Raw genomic sequence first — 19898 nt, 5'->3', positions numbered from 1 at the left:
TTTTTAAAATCTTGTTTTCTAGTGTTGCTATGCCAATTAACTTACTCTCCAGCTTTTACTTCTTCTAATTTATTCCACTCCGCTATCAATCATTAGTACTTTTTCATTCGTGTTTATTTCTGCATTAACCCCTAGCGGAATAGATATATGTGGCGAACAATGTCCTATTTTAAATCCCTTCATAGTTGGTTTCCCTGCTCTTTGAATATAGTGGTTGATCACTTCGTCTAACGCAAGCGACTTGTCTCTTTTGGGTTGACATTGATGAAAATCACCAATAATAATTCCGGCAGCATCTGTCAGCTTTCCAGCTTGCTGTAATTGATTAAGCATTCGGTCTACGGATCGCGGCTCTTCATTTATATCTTCTATCAGTAGAATTTTTGCTTTGGTATCTATTTCAAAAGGAGTACCGATCGAGCTTGTGATAAGAGAAAGGTTTCCTCCTGTTATCCTTCCTGAGGCCCTCCCTTCTACTAAAACATCCACGTTTGAGTACTCTTCTGTATACATTATTTCTTGCGGTTGAAATAATTGTTTTAATAAAGCTTTCGATAAAGGATGACAGTCTTCCATTCCAATATCCGAGGAAAGCATCGGACCATGAAAAGTAACTAATCCAGTTCTTTTAGCAATTGCAGTATGCAGAAACGTTATATCACTGTAGCCCCAAAATATCTTCGGATTTTGAGCAATGATGGAATAGTTAATTTGACTTGCCAATCTAGCGGTTCCATAACCCCCACAAGCACAAATAATTCCCTTTACTTCTTGATCTAAAAACGCATTTTCTAAATCTATTAATCTAGCTTCATCTTCTCCTGCTAAGTAACCGTATTGATCGTAAACATGTTGTCCAACCTTTACTTTTAACCCTAATTCCTCTTCTAAATACTGGATGCCTTTCTGTAAAGAATCGGGCGATGGCGGACTAGCTGGAGCAATAACGGCAATGGTATCTCCTTTTTTTAAACGTTCCGGCTTTATCACTTTTATTATCCCTTTCTTTTTTCGTTTTTTTAATGCTTTAAGGAAAGAAGGGATGCCTTTTGTTCATCCCTTCTGCTCTCTTCTTATTTTTTATCCGCCCATTTTAATTCAAGGTATCCAACCGGATGACGAACAATTCCCGTCACACTGTCGTTTTGTAAATACACATAGTTATAGAAATGAATAGGGAAAATTGGTGCCTCATCCAACAGTAATTTTTCTGCTTTATACATTAATTCAAAACGTTTTGCTTCATCCGATTCATTTTTAGCATCTTTAATTAATTGATCATATTCCGCATTTGACCAACCTGTTCTATTCATTGCCAAACCAGATTGGAAGTTTTCAAGAAAGTTAATCGGATCTCCATAGTCTGCAAGGAAAGAGCTTCTGGATAATTGCAGCTTTAGTGCAGTTTGTTCTTGCGTAAAGACACTTGCTTCCATATTGGCAAGCTTGACGTCTACGCCAAGATTATCCTTAAACATTGCTTGTAAAGCTTCCGCTATTGCTTTATGAGTATCACTAGTACTATAGGTAAGCGTTACTTCCGGCAAGGTTGTATATCCTTCTTCCTTCATTCCTTGTTCAAGCAGTTTCTTTGCTGCTTCCACATCTGTCTTTATTAAATCTCCACTCGTTTCACGGAAATCCTTCTCGTCATTGTCCAAGTATCCATATGAAACAAAGCCATAGGCAGGTTTCTCTTGATTTTTTGTTACATAATCGACGATTTGCTGTTGATCAACAGCTAAAGCAAAAGCTTTACGAATATTTTTATTTGTGAACGGCTCTTTTGTCACATTAAATCGATAAAAATACGTTCCTGCCTGGTCTTCTACTTTAACTTTTCCTTCACTAAATAGCTGCTCACTTAATTCTGCTGGAACATCAGAAACATCCAATTCCCCATTTTGGAACATTTGATACTCTGTATTGGAATCATCCACCATTGCCCAGTGTATTTTATCTAACTTAACGGTATCAGCATCCCAATATTTTTCGTTTTTCTCCATTTCAAAATAGCTGTCATGCTCCCATTTAGTTAATTTAAATGGACCATTTCCTACAAATGAATCTGCCTCTGAAAACCATTCTGGATTTTCTGTCGCTACCTTTTCATTAATCGGAAAAAATGCAGGATTAGTGATAACATTTAGAAAATAAGCTTGCGGGTTTGTTAAGGTAACTTCAAGCGTTTTTTCATTAACTGCTTTAAGTTTTACATCCTCTGCTGAACCTTCTCCGTTTGCATATGCTTCTCCCCCCTCAATAAAATAACCAAGGAAAGCAGCTGGCGATTTCGTATCTGGATTTAACAATCGTTTCCAAGCAAAGACAAAATCACCCGCAGTAACTGGATCTCCATTAGACCAATTTGCATTATCTCTTAAATGGAAAGTGTATACTTTTCCGTCTTCTGACACATCCCATTTTTCAGCTATAGCCGCTTGAGGCTCATGATTGTTATCCAATCGTGTTAACCCCTCCATTAAATTGTTTAAAGCTGTCCACGAAACACTATCAAAACCAATCGGCGGATCGAAGGAACTAGGCTCTTGTCCATTGTTTAAATTTAATACCTTTTCTTTCGTTTCCCCTGCCGCCTTTTCCTTTCCTGCATCACTATTTGCTGTACAAGCAGCAAGTGACAAAATTATCATCATAGCCAAAAAACCGATCGTTATCTTTTTCATCGTATTCCCCCCACATCGTTTTCATCTCATAATCTATAAAATGACTTTTTCTTTAAAGTCAAAAAATAGCTAAAAACTATATTTCGAAGATTTCCAATCGTTAAATCGTGTGCAATACCCGCCTTGCCCGCTCATCCTGCAGCCAGCAATTGACTTGATGTTGAGCACTCAAATTACTTTTTGACGGATACACTCTTTTGCACACTTCCATCGCATACGGGCATCTTGCCGTAAAGGAGCAGCCTTCTGGCGGAGAAAATAAATCTGGAGGAGTTCCGTCTATTGGCACCAGCTCTCCTTCCTGATCCAATCTTGGGACAGAATTTAGCAAGCCCTTTGTATATGGATGCTGGGGAGAATAGAAAATATCTCTTCTATTCCCCATCTCCACTATTTTTCCTGCGTACATAACCGCTACACGATCAGCTACTTGAGCAACTACCCCTAAATCATGTGTGATTAGAATAATGGACACTTCTCTTTTTTGTTGAATCTCTCGGAATAAGTCCAAAATCTGTGCTTGGATTGTTACATCTAAAGCTGTTGTAGGCTCATCTGCAATTAAAATCTCTGGTTCACAAATCAATGCCATCGCGATCACTATTCGCTGTCTCATCCCTCCGCTAAATTGGTGAGGATATTGTTTCAATCGCATTTCGGGATTAGGGATGCCAACTAATGTAAGCATTTCAATCGCCTTATCTTTTGCTTCTGCTTTTGAAATCTGCTTGTGCTGTTTAATGCCTTCCATAATCTGATCTCCAATCGTCAGCGTAGGATTTAAAGCTGTCATTGGATCTTGGAAAATCATAGAGATATCGGCACCGCGAATTTTTCTCATCTCTTCATCTTTCAGCTTGGTGAGATCCATCCCTTTATATAAAATAGAGCCGTCTGTAATTCTTCCTGGCGGACTCGGAATTAATCGCATAATCGTTTGCGATGTAACGCTTTTTCCACAGCCAGATTCTCCAACAATGGCTAAAGTTTCCCCCTTTTCCAAAGAAAAATTTACTCCTCGTACCGCTTTTACCTCTCCTCCATAAGACGCAAAAGAAACATGAAGATTACGGATTTCTAGTATTGTCGTCATTATTTTCCACCCCTCAGCTTTGGATCAAGAGCATCCTGGAGTCCATCCCCTAATACATTGAAAGCAAACATCGTAAGCGATATAAATAAGGTTGGAAAAAACAGCCTCCACCAATGACCTGTTAAAATAGCAGATAATCCTTCATCTGCCATAACCCCCCAGCTTGTTAAAGGTGCTTGAATGCCAAGCCCTAAAAAGCTTAAAAACGCTTCTGCAAATATTGCAGAGGGAACTGTTAAAGTCATTTGAACAATTATCGGGCCCATTGTATTTGGAAGGAGGTTTTTTCTAATTATTCTGTAAGTTTTAGCTCCAAAAGTTTTCGATGCTAAAATAAATTCATAGTTTTTTATTTGAAGAACTTGTCCTCTAACTATGCGGGCCATTCCAACCCATCCTGTAATAGACAAGGCAATAATAATAGATCCTAGTCCCGGACCCATCACAACAGACATTAAAATAACGATTAATAAATATGGGAGTCCATATAGTACTTCTACTATTCTCATCATGATGTGATCCATCTTGCCACCCTTGTATCCCGATAGCCCACCGTAAGCAACTCCTATCAAAAAATCAATGACGGCAGCTGCAATCCCAACAAACAACGATATTCTGGCCCCATACCAGGTTCTTGAAAAGACGTCTCTGCCCAGACTATCTGTCCCAAACCAATATTCAGAAGAAGGCGGCTGATTTTGATTAATAAGCTTTTGCTCCGAAATCGAATGGGGAGAAATTATCGGACCAATGATAGACATAATAATTAATAAAATTAAGAAAAAAAATGCTCCCATCGCTAATTTATTCTTCCAAAGATTTCTCCATGCTTCTTGCCAATAGGATAGGCTTGGACGAACAACGGCTTCAGCCTCCCCATGCTGTTTCTCTATTGGTACAAACCATTCATCAAGAGCAATATCGTCCTTTTTTTCATACATTGTTTCTTGACGTAAGCCCATTGCTAGCCCTCCTTCTTCTGAAGTTTTATTCGCGGATCCAATATGCCATATGCTAAATCAACGAGGAACAGCATAATAATTAAAATGGTACTGTAAAAAATAGTCGTCCCCATAATAACAGGATAATCACGATTATTAATACTATCTACAAAGTATTTCCCCATACCAGGAATCGCAAATATTTTTTCAATCACGAAGGTACCAGTCAAAATACTGGCCGCCAAAGCACCTAATAAAGTTACAACTGGCAAAAGAGCATTGCGCAGGGCGTGTTTGACAATTATTTTGAATGGAGAAAGTCCCTTTGCCTTAGCTGTTTTTATATAATCTTGTGTTAATACCTCTAGCATGCTCGTTCTCGTTAACCGAGCAATAATGGCAGTTGGACCTGTCGCAAGTGCTATCGTTGGTAGAATCATATGCTTCCAGCTTGACCAAGTAGCCGTTGGGAGTATCCTCCAATTAACAGCGAACTGTTGAATCAACATGGTTGCTAAAACAAAGTTAGGAATGGAAATTCCTATTACTGCTATTGTCATCGCTGCATAATCGATGACCCCATTGTGTTTAAGGGAGGCAATTACGCCAAGTGTTATCCCCGAAATAACCGCGACTATTAAGGAAACCATGCCAAGTTCAAAAGAGACAGGAAATCCTCTTCCAATCATTTCATTTACTGTCTGCGATGATTTTTTTATCGAAATGCCAAAGTCAAAGGTTGCTATTTGTTTTAAATACATACCATATTGAACAATGAGCGGTTTATCTAAATGATATTGCTCTTCTAAATTCTTCTGAATCGCGTCATTTGTCGTTCTTTCATCATTAAATGGAGAACCAGGTGTAAAATGCATTAAAAAGAAAGTAATCGTAATAATGACCCATAACGTCACGAGCATCGAGAAAAAGCGCTTAACATAATAAGATTTCATCGGTCTCACCACCTAACAAAATGTTGTTCTCATCGCAAGTTCAGTCATAACCAGCATAGCTTGATATGCTTCTAAGATGTTTTTTGCTTGAAAACGAACAATTGTAGTACCAGGCTCTATCTCGGTTCCCGGCATTAAATGAGCCCATTCAGCTTGTCCATAGTTCGCAAATTCGATGCGGAGCAATGGAGTAGCAGGTGGTACTAAAGGCTTTACTAAGTGCTTTTTTTCTAACGCTTCCCTTGTCTTTTCTTTTAGCAATTCTCCAGCCTGGGCAGGAGTTAAACTCATCGCTGCTGATCTTGAAATACTATTTTTCACAATCGCTGTTGTTACATTAGGAATTAACTGCTCTGCTTCTTGTGCTGCTTGATCGTCCCCTGCTACAAGAATAATTGGAACACCAAAATATCCTGCAACATAAGCATTAAATCCTAATTCTCCAACAACAACGTCATCTATGTACATATTACGGACTCCAAAAATCATGCTATGGGTCATAACACCAGGAACAGAAGCTCGCGCATGATACCCGACAAAGATTGCCCCGTCATAACTAGCATCAAGCCCTTGCACCATTGAATATGGCTTCACATCCCCTGTTATTAACTTTGTTTTTGGATGAAATCTTTCTATTAATAAATTATTCATTTTACTATGGCTGTCATTTACAACCACTTCTTCTATGCCTTGATCAAATAGACTTGTGACAACATAATTTGCTTCATCTGTCATCAAGATACGGCTTCTTTCATAATTTAGCTTATTAGAATCAACCTGTGTGTGATCAATTAACCCTGTTATTCCTTCCATATCAACTGACATATAAATTTTGCCCATTTAGAAAAACCTCCCACATTTTTTTGATCCATCTTATTTGTACAAAATAAAAAAATCCAGCTAACAGAGAAGTAAAATCTCTATCAACTGGATTTTCTCTGCGTATAACAGAAAAAGCAGTTTATACTAATTCTTTTAATAGTTGTTTATATTTAATATGGGCATTCTTAAAAGCAACCATAACTGCTTTTTGAGAAGATCCAAAATAACGATTTTCTACTTCCTTTAAAACGGTGTCTAAATCTACCATCGATTTCCCGACAACAATAGACTTAATGAAGGAAGAGGTTATATTGATAGTGGAAGAACATTCTGCATCAATAATTGTATGAGAGACTCTATCCACCACTAATGCAATAAAAAAACCATTGTATTGCTGCATAATGGCATTATTAGAGGATGTTTTACTTTCTCCAATAATATATATGGTATTTGCATGATACATGTGATACTCCTCCTATAAACATCTGGATATTGCACGAGATATTTATGAGATCATCATAAACATTCGAAGCAATGCATATGTCGTAAGAAAAGGGCTCTGTCTTGAATAACAGCAAAACTAACAAACTTTTCTCTCTATCATTTTGACCTAGACGAAAAAAGATAGATTTAGATTATATAAAAAATTGTAATACACCACTCTTTTTTACGCAATACATTTTTGAGTATTTTCTAAATATTTTAACAAATAGTGTAAGAAAAAATAACATTATTAGAACACCACCGCTAACATCCACATACCGTATGAGGGGACTCCCTTCCTATATTATTTTCCTTTTACTAACGGAGAAGAGTCTAATTTAATGTATTCTCCATTTTCTACTACACAAACGGTATTTCTTCCCTCTCTTTTAGATGCATATAGCGCTTCATCCGCCTCGCTTATCAACGGGGTAAGAGCTAGACAGTTTTCCTTTATAGCTACACCAAAGCTCGCAGTAATATTAATTACTATTTCCTTATAATATAAAGGGGTTTCTGCGATTACCCTCCTTAATTTCCCAGAAATAGAAATGGCTGAATCTGCTTCTTTTCCAAATAGAAAAAGAATAAATTCCTCTCCACCATATCTGCCAAAAACTCCATTCTTAGGCACAAGAGCTTTACTTAGAGAGGCAATATGCTTTAATGCTTCGTCTCCCCCAAAATGTCCATATGTATCATTTATTTTCTTGAAATGATCAACATCAAACAGGATAACGGCTATCTTTCTATGCTTGGTAAGCATCTCTTCAGCAATTGCTGTCACATAGGCACGATTAGATATTTGTGTCAGACTATCTGTGTATGCCAATTTTGTTAAACTGAGCTGTTCCTTCTTTTGTTCCGTAATATTCGTAAATATAATCGAAATACCAACAATAGCTGACTCTCCTTTTTTAATCGGAGAGATCTTAACTTGATAATATTCCGTTGCTGATTTATTAGTCCTCTCTACTTCCGATATGACAGAATCCGTATCGATGTTTTTTAGCAGCCCAAGAATCTGATCATCCAACCCTAATACAGCTGCTATGTGTTTTCCTGTTTTTACATCCGAAAACAACCTAGAAGCAGCCTTATTAAAATCTTTTAGATGATATGTCTGATCTAAAACTAATACTGCATCTCCCATACTTTCAAATATATAATCTTTTTCTATTGGCGGAACCAGCAAAAATTTCGTAGATATAATGGCATATAAATAGAGAGAACTAGAAAATAGCATGGCAATTGGAACAGGATCTAAGCCGTTTGGAGTAAGTCCTATCAAATAAGAAAAAGACGCGCCAACAGGGACAAGAATTCCTGTCAATAGTATGGCTACTTGTTTTGTTTGCCTAGATTTCTCTTTAAACCAATAAATCGATAGTAATATAAAGGCAATGGCAGACGTTCCAAACGAATAAGCACCATGTAGTAAATACCATTGTCCCATTGTAATTTGCATGAGAGGAGTTGCGTTTCGATATTCTAAATATACAGATTGATAGAATAAATGATGATAATCATTTGTCGCAACGAGTAAAAAGGAAAGCGCTGGGATTAAATAATAGAAAAAATACATTTTTTTATTTAAATGCCTATCGTAGCCGATATATTGTAAAACAAGAATTAATGTAGCTGGTGCCGAAAACGGCATACCTAAATACTGAACAGCTGTCCAAAATTTCATTTCTTCTATCGTTGAGCTGGCAAGACCTAATGCATACCCAAATGCATAAATAGCATTAAAACAGGAAAACCATAGGAATGTTCGCATTCCTTCAAATGCCTGTCTATTCATATACGCAATAATGGCTAATATCACATGCAATGCACCCGACATCGTGATTAAAACAATAAATACCATGACAGTATGATCCATTACTTTTGCTCCTGTATCCTCATCATCTGGCTTTTGTTCATTTAGTTAGTTCCTCTTTTCTTTATGTTCTTCCACCTATTATAAATCTTGTGAAAACCCGTTACTAGATTAAGAGATTAAAAATCGGCTATTTTACAAAATAAATAGCAAGCGATTGCTCCATTATCAAATCATTTCACAAAAAAACAGAGCCTTCCTACTATGGCTCTGCACTTTTCTTATTCTATGGAATGCAAAATTTTCTTAGCTGTTTCTTCCCCATTCGCTATACATGCTGCAATTCCTACTCCATAGTAGGAACAACCAGCTAGATGCACATTAGGATATAAAAGAGCTAAGTCTTGGCTAAGTTGTTCTACTGCTTGCTTATGTTCTAATGAGTAAACAGGCATCGCATTAGTCCATTTTGTCACTTCATAACTTTTAGGTTTTGAAGTAATACCAAGACTTCTCTCTATATCCTTTCTAGCCTCTTGGATTAGTTCCTCTTCTGTAAGGCTATTTAGCCGTTCATAGGCTGGATTTGTTTTTTTATAGAATAGACGCAATAATAGCTGATTATTCTTCGATGTATGCTTCCACTTTCTACTTGTCCACGTACAAGCATTACAAACAATGTCACTATCCCCTGCGACTATAAAGCCTGTACCATCTTTAGGCAGTTCATCATCGGAAATATCATAGGACAAATATAAGGTGATATTGGACGAATTTTTCAGCTTGCTAAAGACAGGATTTAATTCATCCTTCCTTAAAATATGCTGTGTTACATTGTGGGGAGTAGATAAGACAACCATGTCTGCCACTTCTTCTTCCCCATTGGATAATTGAACTTTATATTGGTCTGCTTCCTTATTTATTCGTGTAACAGCTATTCCCTTTCTAATGGATACATCTTCTAATACCTTCTCCAGTCGATCAATAATTGTAGATAACCCATCTTTAAAAGAAATAAATTTCTTATTCGCAGCCGATTGAAACGATTCTTTATTCTTCCCTAGCCCACGGATGATGCTTCCATACTTTTCCTTATATTCGAGCAGATAAGGTAGGGTGGAGCCCATTGTTAATGAATAAATATTTCCAGAGTAAACGCCCGCAAGAACTGGTGCAATCTGCTTTTCTACGATTTCCTTTCCCAGATAATACTCTAAAAATTCACCAATGGAGGATTCTCTCGTAAAGCTTGACTTAGTACGAAAAAGATCCTTTAAAGCCTCTAGCTTTCCTCGAGTGGAAAGTAGTTCACTTGTAAAAAGAGCTTCTAATGTCATCGGAATACCGAAAATAGAATCCTTGGGAATTTCTAATAATTTGTTTTGTGTATGAATATAAGATGTCCCTGTTGCGTTATAAACAATTTCTTCTTCTAAATTAAGTTCCTTAACAAAGGGAAGAACATTTTTATTGCGGGCAACAATGGAATCTGCTCCTGTTTCCATAAGCAGATCATCTTTTGTAACCGTATGGATTTTCCCGCCTAGGTAGTCATTTGCCTCCACTAAAACTAGTCGAAGTCCTAATTGTCTTTCTCTATTTTCCTTCTGCAAATAATACATGGCAGATAATCCTGTTATCCCACCACCTATAACTAAAACCGTTTTCACTTTCTTCCACCTCTTTTAGCAAAATTCCCTCTTCTAAATACCTTCTTATTAATAGCTTTTTTTATTATAAAGCATCATGACCATTTTCTTTCTCACCATCATCGCTTTTTTTGTGTCTATTTGTTCACAATTTAATCGCAAATTAGCTGATTATGCCCTTATATTCCATTGTATAATAATAGTAGCCACGTAATGTAAGCGCTTCTCTTCGGATTCGCTATCAATTTTATCAACGCAACAATTATAACGTATTCCTAATGAATGACAAAAAATTTGATTGGTGGTGTTTATCTATTATGGCTAACAGCCGGCTATCTGTTGCTATTCATATCCTATCTTTAATTGCCTCGAAACCATACGAACAAATAACCTCTGATTCTATTGCAGAAAGTGTGAATACAAATCCTGTAGTGATAAGAAGAATGTGCGGACTTTTGAAAAGAGGAGGAATGCTAACGAGCAGAGCAGGCATTTCTGGGGCATCCTTATTAAAACCTCCTGCTGATATTACCCTTTTAGACATTTATTTAGCCGTTCAATCAAAAAGTGAATGGTTCGCAATACATGATCATCCAAATCACCGTTGCCCGATAGGAAGCAAAATTCATCCAATCTTAAACCAGACTTTTTCTACCATTCAACTAACAATGGAAAAGGAATTAGAACATATTACATTACAAGATATAATGGATGAAATGGAAATATACAGTAAAATTTAGCCTGAATAAGAACGACAAAAAAACTAGCCATCAGGTATCCTCATATGCTAGTTTTTTTGTCGACTTGGATCATCTCTTGGAAGATATTCTCCCAATCTTTTAACATGGCAAGTTGCTTTCTTCTGCTCTGCCACGTTTGGCTACCAGCATTCTCTGCCATCTTTTCACAGGCATGAATAAATTGATTTACTTCTGTCTCCCCTAGCAAAAGTTCATAAACGCCTCCTTCCACATATCCTTTTGTTGAAGGCAAGTTCATCCCTATCACTGGCTTTCCAGCAGCAAGAAATTCAAAAAGCTTTAATGGAAAAATAGCCTTATTATATGGAGTATCCTTATATGGCATAATCCCTATATCAAGCATATGCATATAAGCAGGAACCTGATTTCTCGGGACACTTCCCATCCATCGAATATTTGGTTCCTTCAATAATTTCATAAATCCCGGGCTGTTATTCGTTCCATCAGGTCCAACTAATAAAATGGTCCAATCTCTTCTTCTTTGTGCAATTTGCTGGATTAATTCAAAATCAAGTTTTGGTTTAATCCCACCAATGTACCCAATCATCAGCCCTTCTTTCTCAATAACCGGCTCCCTATTCTTCTGTTCCTGAAAAAGCTGGTATTCTACTCCGTTTTCATACGTAAAAATCTTGTCTCGATAGGCTGGTGTTCTACTTATTATTTCCGCCGCTAAAAAGCATGAAGTACAAGTAATATAACTTGCTTTTTCAACAATTGTTTGTTCACTTTGATAGATGATCTTTTGCTTTAAATAAGAAAGGAAAGAAAATTTCCCGCTCAATTGTTCTGCCCATAAATCACTGCAGTCATAAACGATTTGATCCCATGAATATATCTTATACAAAGTCGGAAAAGCAGGATAGGTATACCATAAATTCACCAAATAATTCCCTTTCTTTTCTGCTAAATAATTACTTAAACTTCGGAGCTTCTTTTGGTAGAAAAAAGGGATAAATCGAGCGAAACGTTGTACTTTATAATTTCCCAAATCACTGATTATCCACTGGTAAATACCATTTTCTAACCTCGTTACTTCTGATGTCTGTTTTTCCCCTGGACATAACCAGATTACTTCCTCAGTTTCCTGCTGCTTTTGCAGAAACTCTGCAAATCGATGTCTTCGATAAGTCAAATTGTCTAAATTCCAAACGCCAGTTGCAACGATAACATGGATTGTTCTCATTTTCTATGCTCCTCTACCTTCTACAGTCTTTTCCGAATAGCATTATAAGCATAATGAGAAAAATACCAGGATGACTGCAAGAAATTTAACTGCTCTATTTGACGATAAACATGCCAATTATTTTTTGCTGCTTTCCATTTATTTTTAGAGATAGAATCATTTCCTACTCTATATTCTGCTAATATTTCGTTTAAGCCAAATGCACGGAAACCTCGCTTCAAAATCATTAACCAAGTTGCTAGATCCTGCCGAGTACGGATGTTGGGCATTTGAAAATCCCCTACTTGATCACGATCAATTAGAACAGTCAGACAGCCAACAATTGTATTTTTTAGCATGGTTTGATAATCCACTTGCTCAGGAACCCGAATATATTTATTGATCCGCTCTCCTTTTTGATCAATACACTCATAAGCAGTAAAGGTGAAAGCATACTGATTTTCCTTCATATATGCTAGTTGAATTTCAAGCTTTTCTTGTTTCCATCGGTCATCACTGTCTAAAAAGGCAATATATTTTCCACGCGCATGCTCGAGCGCCATATTCCGAGCAACAGCCGCTCCTCCATTAACCGTTCGGTAAAAAACTCGAATTCTCTCCTCTACTTTTTCCCATTCTTTTAATACCTCGACTGTGCCGTCTGTGGAATGGTCATCAACAATGAGCAGTTCCCAATCTGTGTATGTTTGTTCCCTAACAGACTGGATGCTAAAAGATATATACTCTTTACAATTATAGGAAGGCATAATAATGGATACAGATGGAACCATCTCCCACTCACCTCTTTATTCGATCTCGGATTTTAAGAACACCGGATAAATTATCCATAAACAACTGAGCATGATGCCGATCATTACACCCATTAGCGCTCGATCTTGGGGAGAGATTACACGATTATCCCCACTTATTGCTGCGACATCCTTAACTAACATTGCTGGCTGCATATTTACTTGTTTCGTTTTTAATTCATATAGAAATCGTTGTTGATCAACAGCTGATTCTGCTTGAACAGGTTTTTCTTGAAGCTGATTAATGCTTTCTGAGATAATTTCATCTTTTTCTTGATAATACTGTTGATCCATTTCCAGAAAGGCAGCTACTAATTCTGATAAGGAATCTACGGCTTCTTGTTCACTTGAACCAGTAAGTGTAAAGCTGATCTTTTTAGGGGTATCCGCAGAAATAAGAAGCTGTTCCTTCTCTATATCGACACCGGGTAAATAGTGTACAAAAGTCGTTTCATTTCTTAATAAGGATGCAATTACTTCACTATTATTTAAGTACTCATTTTCATAATTCCCTAGTAAAATAGTGGCCTCTGCTTTAACTGCTCCCCTTTCTTTCCCAGCTGGGACAAACCATCCTATTGCTCCTAAAAGGACACTAAGCAATAATAAAGGGATAAAATATTTTTTCCATCTAGCTGCTATAATTGATAAAACAGACCTCACAAACGAACTCTCCCTTTCTGCTATGAAAGTTAAGATTCTAGCTTTCTATTTTTATAAACAGACAGAGTACATAAAATAAACCCAAGAAATACCCAATGAAAATATAAGTTCATCACAGAGCTTGGGCTGATACTCGAAATAACGAATGCTACCATTCCGATCATACACGCCTCTAACAACATTTTATCGGTACCGCTGTCCGCCTTCTCGTATGCTCGATAGAATGATATAAATGCATAAATCAATATCATTAAGTAGCCAAACAAAATCATTAACCCAAAGTTGCCGGCGATTTCAGCATACCAATTATGCACTTGGTAGACATTTCCTGTTGGAAAATAACTCTTATACTCCAGATAATAAGGAATATTTCCTGCTCCGATTCCAAATCCGTAAGAATCGAGCAAATAAGAAAACGTATTTCTTAAAAGATTGATTCTCGCTAAGTTTGATGGTAACACTTCATTTAGCTCATATTGTCCGGCTAACTCTATAAGACTCTGAATTTTACTAAATCCTCTGTTAGCAAACAAAATCCCTCCTAGTATTCCTACTCCAAGACTAATTCGTAATATTAGTTTCTTCCACCACTTTGGAATGATCAGGAATATATACACTAATCCGCCTCCTGCAAGGGCAAGTATTCCAGCACGTGATTCCGTTAAATAAATAAGCAGGAAGACTAGGACGCTAAAAACAAACATAGATCCCTTCAGCATTGTTCTCTTGGTATTTTTTACAACAGCTAAAAAGAAGAAAAAAGAAATGCCTAAATAGACAGCAAAATCATTTTGATTGTAAAAGACGGCTGTTGGATACGATAGTTTATAACTGGAAGCACCATACAGACCGGAACTTGGTAATTGAATAGAAAAGAAATAATTCACGAATCCTATTCCCACTAATAAAATGGTCATTCCAAGCCATCCTGCCAAAAAGTACTTTAGCTGTTGCCGTGTTTTAAATGTCACATTCGCTAAATAGACAAATGCTATTCCCATTACCAATAAGGACATGTATTTAATGGAAGCAATAATAGAAATAGACCAAAGAATCGAAATGGTTCCATAAAGAATCCATCCACCAAAGAACAACCAAATAAACGGTAGCCCACTGCGATTAAAATCCTGTACCATCCTTTTTCTGTAAAAAGCAGTGCCCATATATAAAACAATTGCTAATAATAACAATATTCTGTATAAGAAAACAGAAAAAGCACCAACTTTCACACTAAGAATGGATTGGTTAAGAAAAGTGGAAAGCAATAAGACATACATGACATTTTGAAATAACTGATCAAGTGTTATGACTGACTTCAAATATATTCCTAATTGAATCGCAATCCATATACATACGATGGGAAGCATCCAAGTTAATTGATACATCGTTGTCCAATATAAAACGGTAAGACAACCGATCCCTAATACGGTGAATCCTATTGTTTTGCTTACTGTACGGTTAGTTCCCAACTTCTACAATCCTTCCTCCCTACTTTTGTAAAACTTGTTTAGATGAGAATAGCGTTTCTCTTAATCCATATTCTAAATTGGTTTGTGGCTGCCAATTCAGTTGTTGCATGGTCTGTTCATTGCATAAAATACTATGGAGAATATCGCCTTCTCTGTCTGCTTTATAAATTGGTTTTAATGGTACCTCGCTTATATCAGCTATCTTCTCCCAAAGTTGATTTATCGAGATTCGGTTATTGGATGAAATATTCAGGCAAAGATTTTCGTCCTGCTTTAACGCATGTAAATTTGCATTCGCAACGTCTTTTACATAAATGAAATCTCTTGTTTGTTCTCCAGAACCGTAAATAATTGGTGGTTTTTCTTCAAAAACACGATCAGCAAAAATAGAGATAACCCCACCTTCTCCTTTACCATCCTGCCGCGGTCCATAGACATTGCTATATCTTAAAATTCCATACGACAGTCCATATAATTTAGAAGCTAACTTCAAATATTTTTCGACCGTTAATTTTGTTAATCCATAGGGTGATTCCGGCAAAGTTGGATGTTCTGTCGTAACAGGGAGCTTCACTGGATTCCCGTATACAGCTGCCGAAGAGGCAAATAGTATTTTCCGGACGGAACCGCGAATAGCTGCTTTAATGACATGTAATGATCCTTTTACATTTACATTTTCATCATGTAATATGTCATGCACTGATTCTGCCACACTTACTTGGGCAGCTTGATGAATAATAAAATCAGGATTTAAGTCGACAATATAATCAATCACACGAGAATCTGTTATATCAAACGGGCATATTTTAACAGCTAAATCCTGTATATTCTCAAATTTACCCGTAGAAAAATTATCGATAACTATTACTTCATATCCTTCTTCTAACAAACTCTCTACAATATGTGAACCAATAAAGCCCGCTCCACCAGTAACAAGAACCTTGGTCATTTCGCTTCCTCCCAAAAGTGATTTAATTGATTAGTAGATTCTATCGACTTGCTCGCCAATTCTTGGTAAGTTCCCAGTAGTTTTTTAGCATTATCAACTGCAGAATAGTTATCAAGAACACGCTGATATAATTGTTCTGCAGCCTTGTCAAACAAGGCTGCATCAGCTGCCTGCTCTTTCACTCTTGTTACAATCGCTTGTACCGACCGAGGCTGAATCAGCAAATTGGTGTACTCTCCAAATAAATCAGGTATCCCGCCGACACTTGTGCAAATTGTCGGTATCTTCAAAGCCATCGCCTCTATAACAACGGTCGGTAATCCTTCCGAATAGGACGGTAAGATAAAAGTATCGCATGCTGACAAATAATCGCTTACTATCTCATTAGGAATTTGTCCTGCTAAGAATAATCGTTTATTATACAAATTATTTTTTTGCAGCTTTTCTTTTTCTGGGCCAGCCCCCACATAAACCACTACATAATCTTCCGGAAGATAAGATAATGCCTCTGCTAATTCAAAAATCCCTTTTTCTTTCACAAGACGCCCTACAAACAAAATGATTTTTTTATTAACAGGTAATGCTAATTCCTCTCTATAGCTCGCTTTTAAATTGGCTGCCTGCGGTAATTTAAATTTCGATAAATCAATTCCTATCGGTAACGGCATACATTTTCTCCCAGTTTTTGTCTCAGCTGCAGCAGCAAGATGTTCTCCTACGGCAATAACTTCATCTGCGGACTTTACCGTTTTTTGAAAAATCCGTTCCGCACTTCGACTAAATGATGGATAAATATAGACATCACTTCCATGTAATGTGAGCAGCCAAGGCTTTTTACATTTAGCGGCAACAATTCTTGCTGCCCCTCCCGAAGGCATAGCGAAGTGTGCATGGATCAAATCGACCTCTATGTTCTCTTTCTTCCAAGTTTTAAGAATACATTCTGCAATGCGCTTATCTGGCTGGAACCAGCGAAGTTGACCAGGTGTCGCCCTATACACAGGCCTATATATGTTTATGCCATGCCTTTTCTCTAAATATGGATAGTTCTTTTTATGATATTTTTTCTTCCATAGTCGAAAGAAAAAAGGATTTAATGGAACTGGATTAATAACTGTTATATCCACTCCTAAAGAGGATAATGCTCTTACCTGTGTTTCATGAAACACCCCGCTTCCAGGGTTATCTGCACTAGGGTAAACACTCGTTATCCACAATACTTTCATGATACACATCCTATCGTTCAGCTTATTCCTTTATTGATATTCTTCTCGAAATGCTACATGCTTTAATGCATGCAGTAGCAGCAAATAACTAATCCCGCTTATCAACACAGACCATACAAGTGCCCAAACCAAATTATTATGAATAGAAATCATTTGCGTTTTTGACAGGAATGCAATCCCACTGCTGACCACTGCAAGAATAAATGGCAGCAGCAACACTTTTACATAACTTTTTAGCTGAAGCCCGATCATTCTAGTTAATAGGATTCTCCCACCGATAAAATTAAGAATACTTACACCCACATATGTCCATGCTACTATTTCCAGCTGATTACTCCGAACTGCAGCTAATAATGCTAAACCATAACAAACTAATACTCCTAAGTCCCAATAAAAAGCAATGTCTGCTTTTCCCTTTGCTAATATAATGCTCCCATTGGGATTCATAAGAACCCTTAGAATTCCTACTATAATCATAATTTCCAAAACAGGAACAGCCGCCATCCATTGCTCTCCAAAGAAGAGTGGGATAACTAAATCTGCAACAGCATAGAGCCCTAATAACAATGGAAACGACACAATTGCTAATAATTTGGTCATATATAAATAACCACTCTCTAATGCCCGATTATTATTTTTATCTTTCGCAAACACCGGAAAGGCAACTCTCGTTATAATAGGATTTAACTTAAGAACGGGAATAGTTATAATTTGATAGACTAAGTTATAAATCCCCAATGCTTCCATGCCCATAAATCTTCCAATCAACAACATATCCATATTGCTTCCTAAACGATTTACGAGCCTAGATAAAAGCTGATACACGCCAAAAGAGAAAAATTCTTTACATGCTTTGATATCTAGCACAAAGCTTGGTCTCCACTTTGGGAAGTAACAAATATAAAAAAGAATCCCTTTCAAGGAATAAAGGCAAACCTGTGACCATACATAAGCATTAACTGGATTTTGCTTTAAAAAAAGGAGCAGTCCAATTAAGAGACTAAAGCTTAAAACATTAGATATCGTTTCGATCTTTCCTAATGTCTTAAACGATAAGTCTCGCTGCATTAAGTACTGTGACTGCTGTCCTATAGGCGCGATCAAAAATACGATTGATAGTAATCTGACTTTTCCCTCTAACTCTTTTGTTTGAAAATAATCTGCAATAATGGGGCTTGCTGCCTGCATAAGGAAACAAATAAATATTCCTAAAAGAACATTTATCCAAAAAAGGGTAGATAACTGCCTTTCTGTTGCATGATGTTTTTGGATGACTGCAGCCCCTAAACCTAATTCAACAAAAATTTGTGCAAAGATGCTGATTGTCGTCAGCATGCCAATCATGCCAAACTCCTTTGCACTCATGATATTGCCTAGTACGATAAACTGTCCAATCTGTAAGAGAGTAATAACGAACGTTGCTATACTGGTCCATTTTGCTCCACTGTTAATCTTGCTTTTTATGGAGTCCAATTATCTTGCACCCTCTCCTGTGAGCACCACTTTTATCGTCTTTACTAAAATTTTCATTTCTAAAGAAAATGTTACATTATTAATATATTGAAGATCGTAAGTTAGCTTTTCTCTTGGTGTGATGTCATACCCACCGTTTACCTGGGCAAGGCCAGTTAATCCTGGCTTTACTAGCAGCCTATTCGAAAAACCATCAATCTCCTTGCTAAATTGTTCCGTAAAAGAAGGTCTCTCCGGTCTTGGTCCAATAATAGACATATCACCTTTTAAAACAGAAAATAATTGTGGTAGCTCATCAATCCTTGTTTTTCTTATAAACGCACCAATTTTTGTAATTCTTGGATCATTTATCTCTGCCCATTTTTCTCCGTCCTTTTCTGCATCCATTCTCATCGATCGCAATTTAATTAAACGAAAGCATTTGCCATTCTTCCCAACCCTTTGCTGCACATAAAAGGGAGAACCCGGTGAATCTATGCGAATGAGAATAGCAAATAGAAGAATCAACGGGAGAGTTATAACAATACCTATACTTGCTATAAAGAGATCCATCATTCTTTTAAAAACTTGATAAAAGGAAACTTTTTTAGAAGATTTAAGGTTATTTGCTTGTACAATTGATATCTCTTTTAAAATATGGATACTCCTGTTAGCCTGCATGTTTTTTCACCTCAAAGTTTTATCTATCTGAGCTATCAGATTTAGTATAGGGTTCCAATGTTAATAAATCATTGAATCTATTTTAAGGAATAGTAAAGGATTGTAAATTTCCGATTGATTTTGTCATAAAATGGTGCATGCTAAACTGATTTGAATTACTCCTTTACTAAGCGAAGAGGGGAAGTATACATAAAAAGAGGGGGAGAAATAAGTATTTCAATCAAATTTAACCCCGAGCAATTATACGTACACACTAAATGATATGCTCCCCTT

The 19898-nt window shown here is 36.8% G+C and carries 18 protein-coding genes; 1 reads left to right on the top strand and 17 read right to left on the bottom strand.

The window, feature by feature from the left end; genetic code table 11:
- Positions 1-69: 69 nt before the first annotated feature.
- The 9 genes from BCI01S_RS16335 to BCI01S_RS16295 form a co-directional block, all read right to left on the bottom strand.
- Positions 70-990, bottom strand: coding sequence for a S66 peptidase family protein (locus BCI01S_RS16335; RefSeq protein WP_047944252.1), 921 nt, complete (start codon positions 988-990; stop codon positions 70-72).
- A gap of 83 nt (positions 991-1073) precedes the next feature.
- Complete coding sequence (locus BCI01S_RS16330) at positions 1074-2687, bottom strand: peptide ABC transporter substrate-binding protein (protein ID WP_047944254.1); 1614 nt, start codon at positions 2685-2687, stop codon at positions 1074-1076.
- Positions 2688-2787: 100 nt separating this feature from the next.
- Complete coding sequence (locus tag BCI01S_RS16325; protein WP_047944255.1) at positions 2788-3780, bottom strand: ABC transporter ATP-binding protein; 993 nt, start codon at positions 3778-3780, stop codon at positions 2788-2790.
- On the bottom strand, positions 3780-4742 hold the full coding sequence (locus BCI01S_RS16320; protein ID WP_161798413.1) for an ABC transporter permease: 963 nt from the start codon (positions 4740-4742) through the stop codon (positions 3780-3782). Before BCI01S_RS16320 ends, BCI01S_RS16325 begins: the two co-directional genes overlap by 1 nt.
- A gap of 2 nt (positions 4743-4744) precedes the next feature.
- Positions 4745-5674, bottom strand: coding sequence for an ABC transporter permease (locus BCI01S_RS16315; RefSeq protein ID WP_047944257.1), 930 nt, complete (start codon positions 5672-5674; stop codon positions 4745-4747).
- 12 nt (positions 5675-5686) lie between these two features.
- Positions 5687-6514: a D-aminopeptidase DppA gene (dppA, locus tag BCI01S_RS16310; RefSeq protein ID WP_047944258.1), complete on the bottom strand. Its 828-nt coding sequence runs from the start codon at positions 6512-6514 to the stop codon at positions 5687-5689.
- 121 nt (positions 6515-6635) lie between these two features.
- A complete protein-coding gene (locus tag BCI01S_RS16305) occupies positions 6636-6959 on the bottom strand; it encodes a DUF3870 domain-containing protein (RefSeq protein ID WP_047944259.1) in 324 nt (107 codons plus the stop codon).
- 324 nt (positions 6960-7283) lie between these two features.
- The gene (locus BCI01S_RS16300; RefSeq protein WP_047944260.1) at positions 7284-8864 is read right to left on the bottom strand and encodes a histidine kinase N-terminal 7TM domain-containing diguanylate cyclase; all 1581 of its coding nucleotides are present in this window, start codon (positions 8862-8864) and stop codon (positions 7284-7286) included.
- A 218-nt stretch (positions 8865-9082) separates the two neighbouring features.
- Entirely contained in the window at positions 9083-10471 is a 1389-nt protein-coding gene (locus BCI01S_RS16295; RefSeq protein ID WP_047944261.1) for a protoporphyrinogen oxidase, read from the bottom strand.
- A gap of 296 nt (positions 10472-10767) precedes the next feature.
- Here BCI01S_RS16295 and BCI01S_RS16290 point away from each other — a divergent pair, with 296 nt between their 5' ends.
- Positions 10768-11190, top strand: a complete 423-nt coding sequence (locus tag BCI01S_RS16290) for an Rrf2 family transcriptional regulator (protein WP_047944262.1) — start codon at positions 10768-10770, stop codon at positions 11188-11190.
- Positions 11191-11230: 40 nt separating this feature from the next.
- Here the strand turns inward: BCI01S_RS16290 and tuaH are convergent, their stop codons facing one another.
- The 8 genes from tuaH to BCI01S_RS16250 are packed head-to-tail and all read right to left on the bottom strand — an operon-like array spanning position 11231 to position 19625.
- Positions 11231-12397 carry a teichuronic acid biosynthesis protein TuaH gene (tuaH, locus tag BCI01S_RS16285; RefSeq protein WP_047944263.1) on the bottom strand — a complete coding sequence of 389 codons (1167 nt, stop codon included), beginning with the start codon at positions 12395-12397 and terminating at the stop codon, positions 11231-11233.
- 20 nt (positions 12398-12417) lie between these two features.
- The gene (gene tuaG, locus BCI01S_RS16280; RefSeq protein ID WP_047944264.1) at positions 12418-13167 is read right to left on the bottom strand and encodes a teichuronic acid biosynthesis protein TuaG; all 750 of its coding nucleotides are present in this window, start codon (positions 13165-13167) and stop codon (positions 12418-12420) included.
- Positions 13168-13182: 15 nt separating this feature from the next.
- Entirely contained in the window at positions 13183-13848 is a 666-nt protein-coding gene (locus BCI01S_RS16275; RefSeq protein ID WP_047944265.1) for a hypothetical protein, read from the bottom strand.
- 29 nt (positions 13849-13877) lie between these two features.
- On the bottom strand, positions 13878-15317 hold the full coding sequence (locus BCI01S_RS16270) for an O-antigen ligase family protein (RefSeq protein WP_053215789.1): 1440 nt from the start codon (positions 15315-15317) through the stop codon (positions 13878-13880).
- Positions 15318-15336: 19 nt separating this feature from the next.
- Positions 15337-16266, bottom strand: coding sequence for an NAD-dependent epimerase/dehydratase family protein (locus BCI01S_RS16265; protein ID WP_047944266.1), 930 nt, complete (start codon positions 16264-16266; stop codon positions 15337-15339).
- Complete coding sequence (gene tuaC, locus BCI01S_RS16260; RefSeq protein ID WP_061800069.1) at positions 16263-17492, bottom strand: teichuronic acid biosynthesis protein TuaC; 1230 nt, start codon at positions 17490-17492, stop codon at positions 16263-16265. Before tuaC ends, BCI01S_RS16265 begins: the two co-directional genes overlap by 4 nt.
- A 30-nt stretch (positions 17493-17522) precedes the next feature.
- Positions 17523-18965: a teichuronic acid biosynthesis protein TuaB gene (tuaB, locus tag BCI01S_RS16255; protein WP_047944268.1), complete on the bottom strand. Its 1443-nt coding sequence runs from the start codon at positions 18963-18965 to the stop codon at positions 17523-17525.
- Positions 18966-19625, bottom strand: a complete 660-nt coding sequence (locus BCI01S_RS16250; protein WP_047944269.1) for a sugar transferase — start codon at positions 19623-19625, stop codon at positions 18966-18968.
- Between the last annotated feature and the right edge of the window lie 273 nt (positions 19626-19898).

The sequence above is a fragment of the Niallia circulans NBRC 13626 genome, assembly GCF_001591585.1.
GTDB classification, from domain to species: Bacteria; Bacillota; Bacilli; order Bacillales; family Cytobacillaceae; genus Niallia; species Niallia circulans.
The sequence above is the reverse complement of the archived record's forward strand: the minus strand, read 5'-3'. Positions and strand labels throughout refer to the sequence as shown.